Source organism: Pseudomonas sp. DC1.2 (assembly GCF_034351645.1).
Classification (GTDB): Bacteria; Pseudomonadota; Gammaproteobacteria; order Pseudomonadales; family Pseudomonadaceae; genus Aquipseudomonas.
In genome coordinates this window covers 5,352,119-5,369,994 of the sequence record NZ_CP133782.1, presented here as the reverse complement: position 1 = coordinate 5,369,994, position 17,876 = coordinate 5,352,119, and the positions used below count along the sequence as shown (strand labels likewise).

15 protein-coding genes and 2 pseudogenes are annotated in these 17,876 nt (G+C 58.4%); 8 read left to right on the top strand and 9 right to left on the bottom strand.

All coding sequences use genetic code 11. The features are described from left to right. Window positions 1–34: 34 nt before the first annotated feature. The 3 genes from RHM68_RS24435 to gcvH all read left to right on the top strand — a co-directional run bounded on the left by RHM68_RS24435 (window position 35) and on the right by gcvH (window position 3,324). Window positions 35–1,651 (top strand): iron ABC transporter permease, encoded by a 1,617-nt coding sequence (locus tag RHM68_RS24435; protein ID WP_322219550.1) that lies wholly within the window; start codon window positions 35–37, stop codon window positions 1,649–1,651. Window positions 1,652–1,806: 155 nt separating this feature from the next. Further along, the gene (gene gcvT, locus RHM68_RS24430; protein ID WP_322219549.1) at window positions 1,807–2,889 is read left to right on the top strand and encodes a glycine cleavage system aminomethyltransferase GcvT; all 1,083 of its coding nucleotides are present in this window, start codon (window positions 1,807–1,809) and stop codon (window positions 2,887–2,889) included. A gap of 51 nt (window positions 2,890–2,940) precedes the next feature. After that, window positions 2,941–3,324, top strand: a complete 384-nt coding sequence (gene gcvH / locus RHM68_RS24425) for a glycine cleavage system protein GcvH (protein ID WP_322219548.1) — start codon at window positions 2,941–2,943, stop codon at window positions 3,322–3,324. A 52-nt stretch (window positions 3,325–3,376) separates the two neighbouring features. On the opposite strand, the gene RHM68_RS24420 is transcribed toward gcvH, so the two are convergent. Further along, complete coding sequence (locus RHM68_RS24420) at window positions 3,377–4,516, bottom strand: DegT/DnrJ/EryC1/StrS aminotransferase family protein (protein ID WP_322219547.1); 1,140 nt, start codon at window positions 4,514–4,516, stop codon at window positions 3,377–3,379. 153 nt (window positions 4,517–4,669) lie between these two features. Here RHM68_RS24420 and RHM68_RS24415 point away from each other — a divergent pair. Further along, window positions 4,670–5,330: pseudogene (locus RHM68_RS24415) on the top strand (glycine dehydrogenase (aminomethyl-transferring)); the annotation flags it as partial. A gap of 5 nt (window positions 5,331–5,335) precedes the next feature. Here the strand turns inward: RHM68_RS24415 and RHM68_RS24410 are convergent. The 6 genes from RHM68_RS24410 to RHM68_RS24385 form a co-directional block, all read right to left on the bottom strand. Next, window positions 5,336–6,004, bottom strand: a complete 669-nt coding sequence (locus tag RHM68_RS24410) for an outer membrane protein (RefSeq protein ID WP_322219546.1) — start codon at window positions 6,002–6,004, stop codon at window positions 5,336–5,338. 211 nt (window positions 6,005–6,215) lie between these two features. Continuing rightward, window positions 6,216–6,533 carry a DUF2388 domain-containing protein gene (locus tag RHM68_RS24405; RefSeq protein ID WP_416195216.1) on the bottom strand — a complete coding sequence of 106 codons (318 nt, stop codon included), beginning with the start codon at window positions 6,531–6,533 and terminating at the stop codon, window positions 6,216–6,218. A gap of 23 nt (window positions 6,534–6,556) precedes the next feature. Continuing rightward, complete coding sequence (locus RHM68_RS24400; RefSeq protein WP_322219545.1) at window positions 6,557–7,051, bottom strand: NfeD family protein; 495 nt, start codon at window positions 7,049–7,051, stop codon at window positions 6,557–6,559. A gap of 8 nt (window positions 7,052–7,059) precedes the next feature. Then, a complete protein-coding gene (locus RHM68_RS24395) occupies window positions 7,060–7,980 on the bottom strand; it encodes an SPFH domain-containing protein (RefSeq protein WP_008150402.1) in 921 nt (306 codons plus the stop codon). A 117-nt stretch (window positions 7,981–8,097) separates the two neighbouring features. Beyond that, complete coding sequence (locus tag RHM68_RS24390; RefSeq protein WP_322219544.1) at window positions 8,098–9,882, bottom strand: GspE/PulE family protein; 1,785 nt, start codon at window positions 9,880–9,882, stop codon at window positions 8,098–8,100. 91 nt (window positions 9,883–9,973) lie between these two features. After that, complete coding sequence (locus RHM68_RS24385) at window positions 9,974–10,312, bottom strand: hypothetical protein (RefSeq protein WP_322219543.1); 339 nt, start codon at window positions 10,310–10,312, stop codon at window positions 9,974–9,976. Between the two features lie 126 nt (window positions 10,313–10,438). Here RHM68_RS24385 and RHM68_RS24380 point away from each other — a divergent pair, with 126 nt between their 5' ends. Next, window positions 10,439–10,903 carry an Lrp/AsnC family transcriptional regulator gene (locus RHM68_RS24380; protein ID WP_322219542.1) on the top strand — a complete coding sequence of 155 codons (465 nt, stop codon included), beginning with the start codon at window positions 10,439–10,441 and terminating at the stop codon, window positions 10,901–10,903. An 82-nt stretch (window positions 10,904–10,985) separates the two neighbouring features. Here RHM68_RS24380 and RHM68_RS24375 read toward each other — a convergent pair whose 3' ends face one another. Beyond that, the gene (locus RHM68_RS24375; RefSeq protein ID WP_322219541.1) at window positions 10,986–12,353 is read right to left on the bottom strand and encodes an inorganic triphosphatase; all 1,368 of its coding nucleotides are present in this window, start codon (window positions 12,351–12,353) and stop codon (window positions 10,986–10,988) included. A gap of 198 nt (window positions 12,354–12,551) precedes the next feature. Here RHM68_RS24375 and argE point away from each other — a divergent pair, with 198 nt between their 5' ends. After that, window positions 12,552–13,709, top strand: coding sequence for an acetylornithine deacetylase (gene argE, locus RHM68_RS24370; RefSeq protein WP_322219540.1), 1,158 nt, complete (start codon window positions 12,552–12,554; stop codon window positions 13,707–13,709). A gap of 135 nt (window positions 13,710–13,844) precedes the next feature. Next, window positions 13,845–15,143, top strand: a complete 1,299-nt coding sequence (gene argA, locus RHM68_RS24365) for an amino-acid N-acetyltransferase (RefSeq protein WP_322219539.1) — start codon at window positions 13,845–13,847, stop codon at window positions 15,141–15,143. A gap of 50 nt (window positions 15,144–15,193) precedes the next feature. Here argA and RHM68_RS24360 read toward each other — a convergent pair. Further along, window positions 15,194–15,848 (bottom strand): annotated as a pseudogene (locus RHM68_RS24360) (hypothetical protein). Window positions 15,849–16,282: 434 nt separating this feature from the next. On the opposite strand from RHM68_RS24360, the gene RHM68_RS24355 reads away from it, so the two are divergent. After that, window positions 16,283–17,611: an OprD family porin gene (locus RHM68_RS24355; RefSeq protein ID WP_322219538.1), complete on the top strand. Its 1,329-nt coding sequence runs from the start codon at window positions 16,283–16,285 to the stop codon at window positions 17,609–17,611. The last annotated feature ends 265 nt before the right edge of the window (window positions 17,612–17,876 follow it).

Sequence of the window (17,876 nt, the reverse complement as noted above, 5' to 3'; positions counted from 1 at the left end):
CATTTCTATCGATTCTCACCCCTGAGAGTGTTTCTTGGCCCACCCCGCTCAACGCCGCTGGTATCCCCTGGTCTTCGCCATCGCCGCGCTGGTCCTGCTGCCCCTGAGCGTCCTGCTGTTCTCATGGCAAACCATCGATCTACAGATCTGGTCCCACCTGTGGGACACCCAAATGCCAAGGCTGCTGGGCAACACATTGACCTTGCTGCTCGGCGTTGGTGTGGGCGTAACGCTGCTCGGCGTTAGCCTGGCCTGGCTCACCAGCCTCTGCGAGTTTCCTGGGCGGCGCTGGCTGGATTGGGCGCTGATGCTACCGTTCGCGATTCCGGCTTATGTACTGGCGTTTGTCTTTGTCGGCTTGCTGGACTTCGCCGGCCCTGTGCAAACCCTGCTGCGCGACGCGTTCGGTATGGGCCTGAGACTGCCGCGAGTGCGCTCGACCGGCGGGGTCATCCTGGTATTGGTGCTGGTGTTCTATCCCTACGTCTACCTGTTGGCCCGCACCGCGTTCCTGGCCCAGGGCAAAGGCCTGATGGAAGCTGCGCGCGTGCTCGGACAATCGCCGTGGCAGGCGTTCTGGCGCGTGGCATTGCCCATGGCCCGCCCAGCCATTGGCGCCGGTGTGGCGTTGGCGTTGATGGAAACCCTGGCGGATTTCGGCGCCGTATCGGTGTTCAACTTCGATACGTTCACCACCGCCATCTACAAAACCTGGTACGGCTTTTTCAGCCTTTCCACCGCCGCGCAACTGGCCAGCCTGTTGCTGCTGGTGGTGATGGTCGTGCTGTATGGCGAGCGTCGCGCTCGCGGGGCCAATCGGACCAGTAATGAACGGCCTCGCGTCATGGCGCTGTATCACCTGAAGGGCTTCAAGGCTTTGGCGGCCATGAGTTGGTGCGGTGTGGTGTTCGCCTGTGCCTTCGTCATCCCCATGCTGCAACTGCTGGTGTGGTTCTGGCAGCGCGGGCGCTTTGACCTGGACGAGCGTTACGCCGGGTTAATCCTGCACACCTTGTACCTGGGTGGCATGGCAGCGCTGATCACCGTCAGTGTGGCGCTGCTGCTGGCGTTTGCCCGACGACTGGCGCCGACTCGGGCTATTCGCGCCGGCGTCGGCCTGGCCAACCTCGGCTACGCCTTGCCCGGGTCCGTGCTGGCGGTGTCGATTATGTTGGCGTTCAGTTACCTTGACCGCGAACTCGTCATTCCGCTGTCGGGTTGGTTCGGTGGCGCAGGCAAACCACTGCTTCTGGGCAGCCTGTCAGCGCTGTTGCTGGCCTATTTGGTGCGGTTTGTTGCAGTGGCTTACGGCCCCCTGGAAAGCAGCCTCTCGCGGATCCGGCCGTCTTTGCCTGAATCAGCACGCAGTTTGGGTGTCAGTGGGCCACGACTGTTTTTCAAAGTGTATCTGCCGTTATTGCTGCCAGGCACCCTCAGCGCCGCACTGCTGGTGTTCGTCGATGTGCTCAAGGAAATGCCCGCCACCCTGCTAATGCGCCCGTTTGGCTGGGATACGCTGGCGGTGCGGATCTTTGAAATGACCAGCGAAGGGGAGTGGGCGAGGGCATCGCTACCGGCATTGACCCTGGTGTTGGTCGGGCTGTTGCCGGTCATCGGATTGATCAGGCGGTCGGCGCATCGAAACGGCTAGGTGTCAGTCCTACACCTTGCAGCTACAATGCGCGGCATTCGGTGCGGTCCGTCTGACAGATCAGGTAGCTGAAATCGGCTGAAGGCCCTCTATATCAAGGCTTTCACCCGTGCAGTGTCTGTCCGCACCTTCGCCACGCCCGGAAGGAGAAACCCATGGGACAGCGCACGCCTCTGTATGACCTTCACCTCGCCCTCGGTGCGAAGATGGTCGATTTTGGCGGTTGGGATATGCCATTGCATTACGGCTCGCAGGTCGAGGAACACCATCAGGTGCGCCGTGATTGCGGGGTGTTCGATGTCTCCCATATGACCGTGATCGATGTTGCTGGCCCTCAGGCCAAGGCCTGGCTCCAGCACTTGCTGGCCAATGACGTCGAGCGCTTGCACAGCACCGGCCGTGCCCTCTACAGCACCATGCTCAACGAGCACGGCGGCACCGTCGACGACATGATTGTCTACCGTCTCGATGACGGTTATCGGCTGGTAGTCAACGCTTCCACTCGCGATCAGGACATGGCCTGGATGCAGGCGAACATTGGGGACTTCAAAGTTCAGCTCCATGAGCGTTCCGAATTGGCCATGCTGGCGATTCAAGGTCCACAGGCCCGGCACAAGATCGCCGAACTGGTCAGCCAGTCACGCAGTAATCTGATTCAGCTCTTAAAACCGTTCGAAGGCTTGGCTGATGGTGACTGGTTCATCGCTCGCACCGGTTACACCGGCGAGGATGGGCTGGAAATCGTGCTGCCCGCCGATCAGGCACCGGGTTTCTTCAACGACCTGGTAGGCGCCGGGATTTCGCCAATTGGCCTCGGTGCGCGGGATACCTTGAGGGTTGAGGCGGGGATGAACCTGTACGGTCAGGACATTCATCAAGGCGTTTCACCGCTGGCGTCCAACATGGCCTGGAGCATCGCGTGGGAGCCGGTTACCCGCCAGTTTATCGGCCGCACGGCCCTGGAGGCCGAGCGAGCCGGTGGCGTTCAACACAAACTGGTCGGTCTGGTGCTGGAGGAGCGTGGGGTTTTGCGCGCTCATCAGGTCGTTCGTATCGCTGATGTTGGCGAAGGGGAGATCACCAGTGGTAGTTTCTCTCCTACGCTTAGCAAGTCGATTGCACTGGCCCGCGTGCCGATGGCCACCGCCGACCGCGCCGAAGTGGAAATCCGTGGCAAGTGGTACCCGGTCCGAGTGGTCAAACCGACCTTCGTGCGCCATGGCAGAACCTTGATCTAAACCTTTTCTGGCGGACCAACACCGCTGATATTTTTCTTGAGGACCCAGAACATGAGCAATATCCCTGCCGACCTGCGTTTTGCCGAAAGTCACGAGTGGGCGCGTCTGGAAGCCGATGGCAGCGTCACCGTGGGCATCAGCGATCACGCTCAGGAAGCCTTGGGCGATGTGGTATTCGTTGAGCTGACCGAAGTCGGCACCGTTTTTGTTGCCCAAGATCAAGCGGGCGTGGTGGAGTCGGTTAAAGCGGCTTCCGACATCTACTCCCCGATTGCCGGTGAAGTGATCGCCATCAATGAAGATCTGGGCGGGTCGCCTGAATTGCTCAACACCGACCCTTACGGTGCCTGGATCTTCAAGCTCAAGCCGGCCAACGCCACTGACCTGGAAAAGCTGCTCGATGCGGCAGGCTACAAAGCGGCTATCGGCGAATAATCCTCGTCCTGTAAACGCCCTGTGGGAGCGAGCACGCTCGCTCCCACAGGTTTTAGGGTTTCAGCACAGACTTCACCGCTGCCACCGAGCGTTCTACATCCGCTTTGGTCATGGCGGTAAACATCGGCAGCGAAACGATCAGACGCCCGACACGCTCTGCCACCGGGAACATGCCTTCCTTGAAACCGCGTTCGCGGTAAAGGCTCAGCAAGTGGATCGGCGGATAGTGATAGCCGATACCGACGCCGTGCGCCTGCATCTGCTCCATGAACGTGGCCCGTGCCGGTTTGCCATCCTTGCGCTCAGGCAGTACCAGCTGGAACAGGTGCCAGTTGCTGTTTTCGAAGTCAGCGGGAGGCAATTGCGCCCCGTATTGCGCTTCGAAATCCGCGCCGAAACAAGCAAAGTAATGCTTGGCCAGTTCACGGCGATGAGCGGTAATCGTTTCGATGTGGGCAAATTGCCCCAGGCCGATGGCCGCCGCGACGTCGGTCATGTTGAACTTGCCGCCCAGTACATCGACGTCCAAGCCATCAAACCCGGTCCGGGTGACGCCCTGCAAACGGTACTTCTCCGCCAGCCGTATTTCTTCGGCGGTGTTCAGCACCAGGCAGCCGCCCTCCGATGAGGTGATGTTCTTGTTTGCCTGAAAACTGAAGGACACGAAATCGCCGGTCGCGCCGATGCGTTGACCGTTCCAGCTCGAACCCAAGGCTTGGGCCGCGTCTTCGACAATCCGCAGGCCATGCTTTTTAGCGATGGCGTACAGACGGCTCATGTCCACGGGCAAACCGGCGAGGTAAACCGGGATGATCGCCTTGGTGCGCGATGTGATCGCGGCTTCAAGCTGATCCAGATCGATGTTACGGGTGATGGGGTCGATGTCGGCGAACACGGGGGTGGCGCCGACTTCCAAAATCACGTTGGCGGTGGCCACCCACGAAATCGGCGTGGTGATCACTTCATCGCCCGGCCCAATGCCGGCAATGCGCAAGGCAATTTCCATGGTGCAAGTGCCGGAGTTGAACGTGCGCACCGGGCGCCCGCCAAAAAACTCTGACAGTTGCGCTTCAAAGGCCTGGACCTTGGGGCCGCTGGTGATCCAGCCCGAGCGCAGTACGTCACCGACGGCGCTGATGGTGGCTTCATCGATGGTAGGTTTGGAAAACGGTAAAAACGGCAGTTGGCTCATAAACGGTAGACACCTGATTAGCAGACATTAGGCATGCGCCGCACATGATGATCCGGATTGGCCGACGGCGCTACGTCATCTGCTGGAGTATCGACTGCTATGCTGGTTTGACCGTGTTGCATCGACGCTGAGCGCCAGGCAAGAGAGCCCGTCATGTCCCAGTTGCCGTCCTTGAGCCAGTTACGCGACCCCCATTCCTTTCTGCGCCGTCATCTGGGGCCCGATGCTGTCGAGCAGCAGGCGATGCTCTTGAGTTGATCGAGCAGACCGTGCCGCCGGGCATCCGCTTCAACCAGCCGCTGGACCTGCCGCCCGCGCTTGATGAACAAGCAGCGCTGGCCAAGCTGCGCGGCTATGCCGAGCACAATCAGCTGTGGACCAGCCTGATTGGCATGGGTTACCACGGCACGCTGACGCCGACCGTCATCCTGCGCAATGTGTTGGAAAATCCCGCTGGTACACCGCGTACACGCCCTATCAACCGGAGATCGCTCAGGGGCGGCTCGAAGCGCTGCTCAACTTTCAGCAATTGACCATCGACCTCACCGGCCTGGAGCTGGCCAACGCCTCGTTATTGGATGAGGCCACGGCTGCCGCAGAGTCCATGGCCCTGGCCAAACGGGTCGCCAAGTCCAAAAGCAATCTGTTTTTTATTGATGAGAACTGTCACCCGCAGACGATCTCTGTGGTGCAAACCCGCGCCGAAGGTTTCGGCGTCGAGCTGATCATCGACGCTGTGGATAACTTGAAGCAGCACCAAGTGTTTGGCGCACTGTTGCAGTACCCCGACCAATGTGGGCGGGCATCAGGGCTGACAACTCAGAACGACAACCGCGCTTCGACGTACAGGTTCTGTTCACGCAGCTTGCCCTTGAGCTGTTCATCCCTGGCATTTATACGGTTGGCAAAGGTGTTGTAGCCGGTTGAGATGTTACCCATATCGACATAGCGATAACCGCTACCGAGGGTGACTTTTTCGGTGAGTTTCAGGTCGGCCCCAACGCCTACGGCATAGGCAAAATTGTTCTGACTGTTGTTGGCGAATTGTCGCGAGGCGTTGGATTGATAACCCTCGGAACTGATATGCGCCACACCTACGCCGGCCATGGCATACAGCGACAGGTATTCGTTGAGCGGGAAGTCCTTGTAACCGTTGAGCATCAAGCGGCTGGACGAGACTTGCATGTTGTTGACGTTGGCATTGAACGGTGCCCAGTAACTTTTGAACGCCGAATCGTTTTTGAGGGTGTATTCGCCTTCCACACGCCAGTCACCCTTGAATGCATAACCCAGCGCGAGTGCGCCGCCGAGGTTTTTACTGCTGTCTGGGCTGACCACGCGATGGCTGACCCTGGGGCTGGTAAGCAGGGCGCTCGAGAGGTCTTGTTGGACACTCTGGATTTTCACCGAGCCGTACAGGCCTTCGGCATGGGACAGATTGCTGAAAGCAGCGGCCAGCAGCAGTAACGACAGGCTTGGTTTGTTCATGGGTATCGATTCGCTCAGGTGGATAATTCGAATCGACAAAGTTTGGGGGCCCTCACCCGTCTCTGGTATCAGAGCATTCCTCCCTAATCCGGCGATTTTTCGTCTAGGTCTCAGGGTTTTGCTCTTCTCCTCTGTAGGGAAATGCCGTGCAGTTTCCCCGAGCCATAAAAAATGCCGCTCAGGTGAGCGGCATTTTTACATCTGCAACAGCTTAGTCCGAGGCGACGGCATTCTTCGCCAGGATCGCATTTGCCAGTTCCATGTCCGTGGCTTTGAGGCCCGGGTTGTCGGCGCGGACTTTTTGCATTGCCGCTTCCAGGTAAGGGCCACGGATACCACCGTCGCTGGCAACGAAACTGCCGGCATCGTCCTGAGCCGCAACGATCAACTTGTGATCCTTGAAGGTCAGGTAAGTCGAACCGGTGGTTGCACCGGATGAGATGACGTTACGCCAAAAGCCATCGGCCATTGCCGAACCGATTGGCAGGGAAAGCAAGGCAAGGGTCGCGACAGCAAATTTGAGACGCATGATAGGTGACTCCACTGGGTTATCTACGGCGTTGGATCGCTATTTACCTGATCGAGTTCCGTGACCGCTCGGTCATCCTTCTCTACCAGCAGGATCGCCCCTTGCTGGCCGATCACTCGAACCCGGCTGCCTGTCGCAGCATCAGGGCCCCTGGCCATCCACACTCCGTCGGCGACCTTGATCTTGCCGCGGCCGTCGACAATCGCCTCATGTACGACAAAGGTTTTTCCGATCAGCTCCTGTCCGCGCAAGTTCAGGTTCGGTTGATCGCTCATCCTTACCGCACTGCGCTGGCGTGACCACCAGTACAGAGCCGTGCCAATCGAGAGCAGGCCGAACAGCAGAAACTGCATTTCCCACGGCATGTTGGGCAACATAAAGGTCAACACGCCCACCGCCGCGGCGGCCATGCCGATCCACAGCAGGTAGCCACCTGCGCCGAACACTTCAAGAATCAGCAGCACCGTGCCCAGTGCTAACCAGTCCCAGAACGATAAGTGCTGCAAAAATGCCCACATGGCGCGCCTCAGGCTTTCTTGTTATCGAACGTGGCCTTGACGATTTCGCCGATGCCGCCGACAGCACCGATCATCGAACTGGCCTCAAGCGGCATCAGAATCACTTTGCTGTTATTGGCCGAGGCCAGCTTGCCCAAGGCATCAATGTACTTCTGCGCAACGAAGTAGTTGACCGCCTGCACGTTGCCGCCCGCGATGGCTTCGGACACCACCTTCGTGGCCTGGGCTTCAGCTTCGGCCTGACGTTCCCGTGCTTCGGCTTCGAGGAATGCCGCTTGGCGACCCCCTTCGGCTTCCAGGATTTGCGCCTGCTTCTTGCCTTCGGCGGTCAGGATTGCAGCAGCTCGCAGGCCTTCGGCTTCGAGGATTTGCGCGCGCTTGATCCGCTCGGCTTTCATCTGGCCCGACATAGCGGCCATCAGGTCAGCCGGTGGGCTGATGTCCTTGATCTCGATCCGGGTGATCTTGATTCCCCAAGGCGCCGTAGCTTCGTCGACGGTACGCAGCAGTTTTTCGTTGATCCCGTCACGCTGGCTTAGCATGGCGTCCAGCTCCATGGAGCCGAGGACTGTACGGATGTTGGTTTGCAACAAGTTGCGAATGGCGTGCTCGAGGTTGTTCACCTCGTAGGCGGCCTGGGCCGTGTTGACCACTTGGAAGAAGCACACGGCATCGATCTGCACCGTGGCGTTATCAGCGGTGATGACTTCCTGGGGTGGAATGTCCAACACACTTTCCATCACGTTGATCTTGCGGCCGATACGGTCCATGACCGGAATGATGATGTTCAAGCCAGGCTTGAGGGTGTTGGTGTAGCGACCAAAACGCTCGACCGTCCACTGGTAGCCCTGAGGCACCACCTTGAAGCCCATGAATAGAATAGCGACCACGAGGCCGACAAAAAGTAAAAGCACGCTACCGATCTGCATAACGATTCCCTGTTGATGTCTGGTTCAGTGAAATTGCAATGGCAGGAGTGTAACGGTGCAGGTCGGCGATAAGAACCGATGAGTCGCCTCTTGCATCATGAGGCGACACAAAATATTTCAGAGGTGCTCGCTCTGCGGTGTCACCCGCAGCACCTCCTCTATCGTGGTCAAACCGGCGGCTACTTTCTGTGCGCCCGACAGCCGCAGGCTGCGCATGCCTTCCTTGAATGCCTGCCGCCGGATAGCCAGCAGGTCGGTGTCGGCGCTGATCAGCGCTTTCACGCCGTCAGTCATCTGCAAGATTTCGTACACCCCGGCGCGCCCGCGATAGCCGGTGTCACGGCACTCCAGGCAACCGATGGCCCTTTGTGCCTTGCTCGGCAGCGGTGCCTGCCAGGGTTTGGTCAGGGTTTGCCAGTCCTCTTCGCTCAAGGTCAGCGGTGCCTTGCAGTGCGGGCACAGCGTTCGTACCAGACGCTGGGCCATGACCCCAAGCACTGTGGCTTTGATCAGGTAATGCGGCACGCCCAGTTCCAGCAGTCGGCTGATCGCGCTGGGCGCGTCGTTAGTGTGCAGGGTCGAAAGCACCAAGTGGCCAGTGAGCGCCGCCTGAATCGCCATTTCGGCGGTTTCCAGGTCGCGGATTTCGCCAATCATGATGATGTCCGGGTCTTGCCGCATGAGGGCGCGCACGCCGGCGGCGAAGGTCAGGTCGATATTGTGCTGGACCTGCATTTGGTTAAAAGCCGGCTCGACCATTTCGATCGGGTCTTCGATGGTGCAGAGGTTGACCTCCGTCGTCGCCAGCTTCTTCAGGGTGGTGTAGAGCGTGGTGGTCTTGCCCGAGCCCGTGGGCCCTGTGACCAGAATGATGCCGTTGGGTTGGCGGGTCATGTCCTGCCAGCGGCGCAGGTCTTCGGCAGAGAAACCCAGTTGGTCGAAGTCCTTGAGCAGCACCTCCGGATCGAAGATACGCATGACCATTTTTTCGCCGAACGCGGTGGGCAGCGTCGACAGCCTGAGTTCGACTTCGCCGCCGTCCGGGGTCTTGGTTTTGACCCGGCCATCCTGCGGTTTGCGTTTTTCCGCGACGTTCATCCGGCCCAGATTTTTCAGGCGGCTGACGATGGCCATGGTCACTTGCGGCGGAAATTGATAGACGTTGTGCAGCACGCCATCAATGCGAAAACGCACCGTGCCTTGCTCGCGTCGCGGTTCGATATGGATATCACTGGCCCGCTGCTGGAACGCGTACTGGAACAGCCAATCGACGATGTTGACGATGTGTGCATCGTTGGCGTCCGGCTCTTGATCGCTGGCGCCCAGGTTGAGCAACTGCTCAAAATTGCCCAGGGTGTTCATCTGCTGATCGGTGTTGGTCGCGCCGCTGACGGATTTGGCCAGACGGAAGAATTCGACGCTGAAGCGCTGGATGTCTACCGGGTTGGCCACCACCCGTTTGATCGGCAGCTTCAGCACGTGTGTCAGGTCTGCTTCCCACCCATTGACGTAGGGTTGGGCGCTGGCCACGGTGACCGCGTCGAGGTCGATGGACACGGCTAGAATCTTATGCCGCTGGGCGAAGGCGTAGGACATCAGCGGGGTAATAGCCGCGACGTTGATCTTCAGCGGATCGATACGCAAGTAGGGCTGGCCGGCCTGTTGCGACAGCCACAGCGTCAGGTTTTCCAAGTCCAGGTGTTTGCCGGGCCGGCTAAGGTCGTTCAGGTGTTGGCTGGCAATGAACTCCAGCGGGTGCATCTGGCCATTGGCGGCGGTGCGGCGTCGGGCATTGAGCGCCTGCTCGGCCGAGTCTTGGCTGATAAATCCCTGGGCGACCAGTTCTCTCAGCAAATCATTGAGATCCAGCCAACGGTCCTGAGTGGCAAGTTGAACGGACATGCGGGCCTCCTTATGAACAACAGTTCGCAAAGGATAGTCTCGCACTTGCCACCCGTTGGGCCACTACCTGACGAAGCCGTTTCGAGTTCTTTCAACCTGCTGCTTGTGTCGGCTGATCCCAAGCTGAATCGGCGTCTTGCAGGTGTACGGAGCAGACGCTGATTACGTTACGTAATTTTTCCGCAATCACGTGGGCGCGGTGTCTGCTCAGGCCATCGATGACGATGTCGATCGACAGCAGATCGTTCAGGCGCTGCGCGTTGACGTGTTCGGGGGTCAGCATCTGCAAGGCAAACAGGTTGAGGGCGCGGCACAGCAGGTCCGGTTCGGCTTCGGCCAGCAAGTGGTAGCGAACTCGGCAATGGGTATTGCTGGCGTTCCACACATCGGCGCGGCTCGGTGGGGTGTTCACGGCTTCAAGGTGGGGCATGGTCGATCTCCAAAATCATTGGAGAAATTTTTACATTCGGCTGTGGGTATTTCTTATCTATGATGGGGTCAATTGCCTATTAGGCGAATCGTTCGATTCGACAAACTATCTTTTAAGGGTTTTTTTATGCGTGCCGAGTTGGATGGTTACGATCGCAGGATTCTCGCGTTGCTACAGGAGGATGCCTCGCTTTCCAGTGCGCAGATCGCGGAGCAGGTAGGGCTCTCGCAATCGCCGTGCTGGCGGCGGATTCAGCGGATGAAGGAGGAGGGGATCATTCGTGCTCAGGTGACCCTGCTGGACCGTAAGAAAATCGGCCTGAATACGCAGATATTCGCTGAAATCAAACTCAACGCCCACGGGCGCTCTAACTTCACTGAGTTCACCGAGGCGATTCGCGGTTTCCCCGAAGTGCTGGAGTGTTATGTGCTGATGGGGTCGGTGGACTTTTTACTGCGGATTGTGACGGCGGATATCGAGGCGTATGAGCGCTTTTTTTTCGAGAAGCTGTCGATGGTGCCGGGGATTCAAGAGGTCAATTCGATCGTGGCGTTATCAGAGATCAAGTCCACGACGAGTTTGCCGGTCTGAATTTTTGCAGTGAAAGGGCAAGCCTGGCGCCCACAGGTTTTTGGCGATCCTGTGGGCGCTAGGCTTACCCGCGAGGGCGTCCTTACATGCGCAGCAGCATTTTCCAGGCGCGATTCTGATACACCGCAATCGCCTGCTGCTTACGCGCATCCAGCGATTCGTCGGTGATCGGTTCGTGAGCCAGTTGCGCCAGTTTGTTCAACTCACCGTACAGGCGATCCATTTCCGGGATGTCCAGCACGTTGCGGGCATGGTGCATCCAAGCCTGAATGCGCTCGATACGCGGCAGTTGTTCTGCCAGGTCTTCCGGCTGTTGCTGGTAACGCTGCAACTGCAAGGACGTGGCTTCTTCGCCCAGCAGGCGCGGCAGCCAGCTACCCAGTTGCGCTGCGCCCTGGCGATTGCCACGGGTGTTACGGTCGGCCGCCCAAGTGCGGGCCAACAGCCAGCGCGAGGTATTGAGCGAGAACAGGCCCCAGCGCGGGTCTTCGAGTTCTTCGAGGAACTGTTCCGGCGCCGCTTTGCGCACGTCTTCGTCGTCTTGTCCGGCTTGAACCAGCGGACGCCAGTCTTCCAGCAACGCATCCAGCGCCACCCGCAGATCGTGGGTCGACTGGCGCGGGGCGGCTTGGCCAAGGCTGCTCAGCAGTGCGCGCAATTCAGCCAGGTTTTCGACCCAGTCCTGCAACAGGCGCCAGTGGCCGTTGAAACGATACTGCTCGGCGAGCCGCTGGCTGCTGCCCAGCAAGTGCCAGCTCAAGGCGGCGAAGGCATCGTCCAATGGAGTTTCCGCGCTGATTTGCGGTGCAGGAAGGCTTAGCGAGTAGCTGTTGGCGTCGTACAAACGATAGCCGCGCTCGGCTTTGCTGATGTCACACGGCATCAGCGCCAGGGTGGCGGCCAGTTCGGCGGCGAGTTCCAGCAGCGCGGCAGGCTCGCCTTCACGCAATTCCAGTTCCAGCTCGCAGATTTCTTCTTTCTGTTTGCCGACGATTACGTGACCGAAGTCCAGCGCCGCTTCAATGACGACTTTGGCCTTGCCGCGACCCCAAGCGATTTCAGCGCGTTCGCGCACGAAGTCGGTCGTGAAGATGGCTTTCAGGGTTTTCTTGTCCAGCTCGGCAAGCTCTTCGGGCCAGCATTCGCCGTCGAGTTTCTTCACGTCGAGCTTGGCTTTGGGCAGGTTCCAGTCATATTCATTACGCTCGGACAGGCCCGCGACGCTCTGGCCTCGGGTCTTGAGGGTCTGAATCACTTCTTCGCCATCGCGGCGCAGGCGCAGGGCAACCTTGGCACGGGCCAGGTCGCGCTCAGGCGTGTCGAAGTACTGGTTCATCAACTCACGGCGTTCCCAGCCACTTTTGTTGCGTTTCTTCAGGAGCGGGTGCTCGCGCAGGGCGGCGAGGGTTTCGCGGCTGACGCGGAGTTTGATTTCGGTTTCTTTCTGCATGGCCGGAAAATCCAGGATCGGGAGCGCAGCCGGGGGAATGTGTGGCTGCCAAGGCCGAGCAGTGTACAGGACTCACCCGCGATAAGGTCTGTTGACGCTGGAGGACGACCGCGAGTGAGGTGCTACGCGCCGCCGCGGTTTATTCCTGACGTCAGATGGTTCTATGATGAGCGTCAAATCGGCCGTTGGGATTCAGCGATGCCTTTACCGTCCATGAAAGACCAGTTCGCTGCGCTGATCGCCGCACCGTCTGTGAGCTGCACTCAGCCCAGCCTCGATCAATCCAATCGCCCGGTGATCGACTTGCTGGCGACCTGGCTTTGCGAGTTGGGTTTTGCCTGCGATATCCAGCAGGTCAGCCCCGGCAAGTTCAACCTGCTGGCCAGTTTCGGTTCCGGTCCTGGTGGCCTGGTATTGGCCGGGCACAGTGACACCGTGCCGTTCGACGGTGCCTTGTGGCAAACCGATCCGTTGAAGTTGAGCGAAGTCGATGGTCGCTGGGTGGGCCTGGGCAGTTGCGACATGAAGGGTTTTTTCGCCCTGGCCATTGAAGCGGTCATCCCATTGCTCGATCAACCGTTCAAGCAGCCGTTGCTGATCCTCGCCACATGCGATGAAGAAAGTTCGATGTCCGGCGCGCGGGCATTAGCTGAAGCTGGACGTCCCTTGGGTCGGGCGGCGGTGATCGGCGAGCCGACGGGCCTAAAGCCGATTCGCCTGCACAAAGGCGTGATGATGGAGCGCATCGACATTCTTGGTCGCAGCGGTCACTCCTCTGATCCAAGCCTGGGCCATAGCGCCCTTGAGGCCATGCACGATGCAATGGGCGAACTGCGCGGCTTGCGCTTGCAATGGCAGCGTGAGTTCCGCAACCCGCAGTTCAGCGTGCCGCAACCGACCCTGAACTTCGGCTGCATCCACGGTGGCGACAACCCCAACAGGATCTGTGGCCAGTGCTCGCTGGAATTCGATCTGCGACCGTTGCCAGGCATGGATCCTGCCGCTTTGCGCGCGGCGATTTTACAGAAGCTCAACCCGATTGCTGAACGGCATCAGGTGAAAATTGATTACGCGCCGCTGTTCCCGGAAGTGCCGCCGTTCGAGCAGGCCGAGGACGCTGAGCTGGTGCGCGTCGCGGAAAAGCTCACAGGTCATCGCGCCGAAGCAGTGGCATTCGGCACAGAAGCGCCTTATCTTCAGCGCCTTGGCTGCGAAACACTGGTGCTCGGCCCTGGCGACATTGCCTGCGCGCACCAACCGGGGGAATACCTCGAAATGTCACGTTTGCAGCCTACGGTGCATCTATTACGGCAACTGATTGAGCATTACTGCCTGACACCGGCATCGCTCGTATAAATTGCCAGGGTCCAAACCCGTATTCATGAGGAGAGCGCGCGTGTCGCCAAGCCTGTTCCGACGATAACCATCAGCCCGTTGTGCGTTTTCTGCTTTGCCCATTATTTGGCTGCTATTTATTACAGGCCCAGGTTCATGCCCGACTACGTTAATTGGCTTCGTCACGCGTCTCCTTACATCAATGCCCACCGCGATTGCACCTTCATCGTGATGCTCCCCGGCGACGGCGTCGAGCATCCGAACTTCGGCAATATCGTTCATGACTTGGTGCTGCTGCACAGCCTCGGTGTGCGACTGGTGCTGGTTCACGGTTCGCGCCCACAGATTGAAACCCGCCTGGCTGCGCGTGGCCTGACCCCGCATTACCATCACGGTATGCGCATCACCGATGCCGCGACCCTTGAGTGCGTGATCGATGCGGTGGGTCAACTGCGCATTGCCATCGAAGCTCGGTTGTCGATGGACATGGCCTCGTCGCCGATGCAGGGCTCTCGCCTGCGCGTGGCCAGCGGCAACCTGGTGACGGCACGGCCAATCGGTGTGCTGGAAGGTGTCGACTATCACCATACCGGCGAAGTGCGCCGGGTCGACCGCAAGGGCATCAATCGTCTGCTGGACGAGCGCTCCATCGTGCTGCTGTCGCCGTTGGGTTATTCGCCGACCGGTGAAATCTTCAATTTGGCCTGCGAAGACGTCGCGACCCGCGCCGCCATCGATCTGGCGGCGGACAAGCTGCTGTTGTTTGGCGCTGACTTGGGGCTGATCGATGAAAACGGTCGGTTGGTTCGCGAGTTGCGGCCGCAACAAGTACCGGCACATTTGCAACGGCTGGGCAGCAACTATCAGGCGGAACTGCTGGATGCGGCGGCTGAAGCCTGCCGGGGCGGCGTGGCACGCAGTCACATCGTTAGCTATGCCGAGGATGGCGCGTTGCTGACGGAGCTGTTCACCCGTGATGGTGGCGGTACGCTGGTGGCGCAGGAGCAATTCGAAGTGGTGCGCGAGGCCGCCATCGAAGATGTCGGCGGTTTGCTTGACCTGATCAGTCCGCTGGAAGAGCAGGGGATTCTGGTGCGGCGTTCCCGTGAAGTGCTGGAGCGTGAGATCGAGCAATTCAGTGTGGTCGAACGCGAAGGAATGATCATCGCGTGTGCGGCGCTTTATCAGATTGCTGATTCGCAAGCCGGGGAGTTGGCGTGCCTGGCGGTGAACCCGGAGTACCGCCATGGCGGTCGCGGTGATGAGTTGCTGGAAAGAATTGAAACCCGGGCCCGGGCACAAGGGCTTAAAACCCTGTTCGTCCTGACCACCCGAACGGCTCACTGGTTCCGCGAGCGAGGCTTCGAGCCGAGCAGCGTCGAACGCCTGCCTTCCGCGCGGGCGTCGCTTTACAACTATCAGCGCAACTCGAAAATCTTCGAAAAAACCCTCTGACGCAGGGTCCCCACGTCGCGCGTGGGAACCCTCATCACCCGAGATGACCGTTACTGCTGTACGAATGTCGCGCTGTCAGACGGCGCGCAGTCGGACAGCCCGGGTTCTATTTTCCGTTGCGCCTTCAAGAACTTCGTTGTCAACAGTTTCGGTATGCCGGCGGCATTGGCCTCCGTCAATTTTGCGAGTTTTTGCATCGCCAACGAATCAGCGGTTTAGCTATCTTTATCGACGGTTGGTGCGCCCCATAAGCCAACCTCTGCGGCGTCGGTCAAAGTCTTGCCCGTCTTACGGGTTTCCCCCAGGGCCGGTGACCAGGCCAAGGCGCCGTCAACGTGATCACGTTTCGGAGCAGCGGTGATTGGCGCCGGTTGCGGGTTCATTACTTTAACGTTCGAAGTGTCCAGGCCTTCGTGCTTTAAGGCGCTGAACTGGCAGTAATGGGCGGTAGAAGCGAAGGGTGTCGCGAGGGGGTTGTCGATCAGATCTTCCGGTTTATTGATGCTGCTGCCGCAGGGTGCTGGAGTCAGGGTTGCCGCTCTGCACATCGCCGGACGCGATGGTCCTGACTTCGTTTGTTTCACTGTTGAAACAGAGCCAGTCAATTTTCTGTCCCATTGCTGTCTCAAAAACGCCATCTGCCTGAGGTACTTTGCTGGGGTCGACACCGGTTTGATAGCCGACCTTGGGGTTGGCGGCTTGAATACCTCATGAAATTAATATTGATATACAAACTGTAACAATTTGACTGGATAGTGCGCGTTTGGCCATTATGGCGTCGCCTTTTCGATAGGGATTGACGTATCCCTGATGCGCCAAAGCTAATCGATCAAAAAAAAGGCAAATAAATATCCTCTAGGAATGAGCTTATGCGCCGATAGCCCGTAGCCCGGCGCGAATTTGTAGCAATGAGCTATATTCCCTAGCGGTATGAAAAAGAATGAAATAGTTCTTTTTGGATTTATCAGGAACTCACTACCCTGCATGGACCAAATCACGGCGATTAGACCAAGGTCGTAGACACTGATGGTTACGATTGACTTATCAGTCACGGTCGGGCGCTAATCGCGAACCGTTAGGATCCAGGGCATACGACCCAGGACCAGGAACACAAGAATTAGAAACGAGAGGAGCGAAACATGAATAAGTCCACTTTGGCCCTGGCAGTGGCCGTAGGGGTTTTGGCGCAGCAAGCAGGCGCCGCGGGTTTCATCGAAGACAGCAAGGCCACCCTGGGTCTGCGTAACTTCTACATCAACACCGATAACCGTAGCGGTACCGGCGCGAACAAAAACGAAGAATGGGGCCAAGGCTTCGATCTGCGTTTCATCTCGGGTTACACCCAAGGTACTGTTCAGTTCGGTGTTGACGCTATCGGTTTGTACGGCGTGCGTCTGGATTCCAGCCCGGCCAAAAGCGGTAACTCCAGCGGCACCGCTTCTGGCGGCACCGTGTTCCCGAGCGATGGCAACAGCGCTGTTCCAGACTTCGGTAGCCTGGGTCTGACCGGTAAGGTCAAGATCTCCCAGACCGAGCTGAAAATCGGTACCTTGCAGCCAAACAACCCGGTCATTAAGTCCAACGACGGTCGTCTGTTGCCACAAACCTTCACCGGTGGCCAGATCACCTCGAATGACATCAAAGACCTGACCCTGACCGCTGGTCAGATCGAGTCCGCGAAGGGCCGTAACTCCAGCAACGACGAAGATCTGTCGATCGCTGGCGCCAACAAAGGCTCCAACTACGACACCGGCAAGTTCAGCAACAAGTTCTACTACGGTGGTGCTGACTACAAAATCACCAAAGACCTGACCGCTTCGTACTACTACGGCGAGCTGAAGGATTTCTACTCGCAGAACTTCCTGGGCCTGGTACATAACTGGTCCATCGGTCCTGGCGTCCTGAAAAGTGACCTGCGTTACTACCGCAGCCGTGACAACGGTGCCAACGGCAATACTTCTGGGTATTACACGTCCGGTTACTACAGTGACAACAAGCCTCAGACCAGCGGTAAAGTCGACAACGACCTCTACAGCTACCTGGCTTTGTACTCGGTTGAAGGTCACACCTTCGGCGGCGGCTACCAGTACACCAAGGGCGACAGCGATTTCCCTTGGCTGAACCAAGGTGATGGCTCGTCGAACAGCACCACTACCGACATGCAGATCCAGAAGTTTGCCCGTGCTGGCGAACGTACCTGGCAAGCTCGCTACGCGTATGACTTCGCCAAAGTCGGCCTGCCAGGCCTGACCGCTGGTGTGATCTACCTGCGTGGTAACAACATTGCTTCTACCACTGGCGACAAGACTGAGTGGGAACGTGACCTGACCGTAGGTTATGTTGTTCCACAAGGCCCGCTGAAAAACCTCGGTGTTGCCTGGAAAAATGCAATGTGGCGCACCGATGTTGCTACTCGCGACCAAGACGAAAACCGTCTGATCGTCAGCTACTCGATCCCGCTGTTGTAATCAGCGCGTTCTTGCAAGCCTGAGTAGACAAGCCCCGCCCGGCAACACGCCGAGTGGGGCTTTTTACATTTTCAGTTCAGACTCACCCCCGCAAGCCTTCCCCGAATTTCCCTCTTTGCAGCTACTCAAGGCCTTCTCGAACCTTGGGGCTGATGTTCGTCCTGATGCTCGTTCGGGTCCAGTGAACAGATCTTTAATATTCTTTTATCTTCTAAATAAATCGATATTTATTCTTTTTAACTAATCGCAAACACAGGCACAGTTG

What these genes read in the sequence shown, in the direction of transcription:
- gcvT (WP_322219549.1), top strand. Translation starts at nt 1,807, where the DNA reads ATGGGACAGCGCACGCCTCTGTATGACCTTCACCTCGCCCTCGGTGCG.
- gcvH (WP_322219548.1), top strand. Translation starts at nt 2,941, where the DNA reads ATGAGCAATATCCCTGCCGACCTGCGTTTTGCCGAAAGTCACGAGTGG.
- RHM68_RS24420 (WP_322219547.1), bottom strand. Translation starts at nt 4,516, where the DNA reads ATGAGCCAACTGCCGTTTTTACCGTTTTCCAAACCTACCATCGATGAA.
- RHM68_RS24410 (WP_322219546.1), bottom strand. Translation starts at nt 6,004, where the DNA reads ATGAACAAACCAAGCCTGTCGTTACTGCTGCTGGCCGCTGCTTTCAGC.
- RHM68_RS24405 (WP_416195216.1), bottom strand. Translation starts at nt 6,533, where the DNA reads ATGCGTCTCAAATTTGCTGTCGCGACCCTTGCCTTGCTTTCCCTGCCA.
- RHM68_RS24400 (WP_322219545.1), bottom strand. Translation starts at nt 7,051, where the DNA reads ATGTGGGCATTTTTGCAGCACTTATCGTTCTGGGACTGGTTAGCACTG.
- RHM68_RS24395 (WP_008150402.1), bottom strand. Translation starts at nt 7,980, where the DNA reads ATGCAGATCGGTAGCGTGCTTTTACTTTTTGTCGGCCTCGTGGTCGCT.
- RHM68_RS24390 (WP_322219544.1), bottom strand. Translation starts at nt 9,882, where the DNA reads ATGTCCGTTCAACTTGCCACTCAGGACCGTTGGCTGGATCTCAATGAT.
- RHM68_RS24385 (WP_322219543.1), bottom strand. Translation starts at nt 10,312, where the DNA reads ATGCCCCACCTTGAAGCCGTGAACACCCCACCGAGCCGCGCCGATGTG.
- RHM68_RS24380 (WP_322219542.1), top strand. Translation starts at nt 10,439, where the DNA reads ATGCGTGCCGAGTTGGATGGTTACGATCGCAGGATTCTCGCGTTGCTA.
- RHM68_RS24375 (WP_322219541.1), bottom strand. Translation starts at nt 12,353, where the DNA reads ATGCAGAAAGAAACCGAAATCAAACTCCGCGTCAGCCGCGAAACCCTC.
- argE (WP_322219540.1), top strand. Translation starts at nt 12,552, where the DNA reads ATGCCTTTACCGTCCATGAAAGACCAGTTCGCTGCGCTGATCGCCGCA.
- argA (WP_322219539.1), top strand. Translation starts at nt 13,845, where the DNA reads ATGCCCGACTACGTTAATTGGCTTCGTCACGCGTCTCCTTACATCAAT.
- RHM68_RS24355 (WP_322219538.1), top strand. Translation starts at nt 16,283, where the DNA reads ATGAATAAGTCCACTTTGGCCCTGGCAGTGGCCGTAGGGGTTTTGGCG.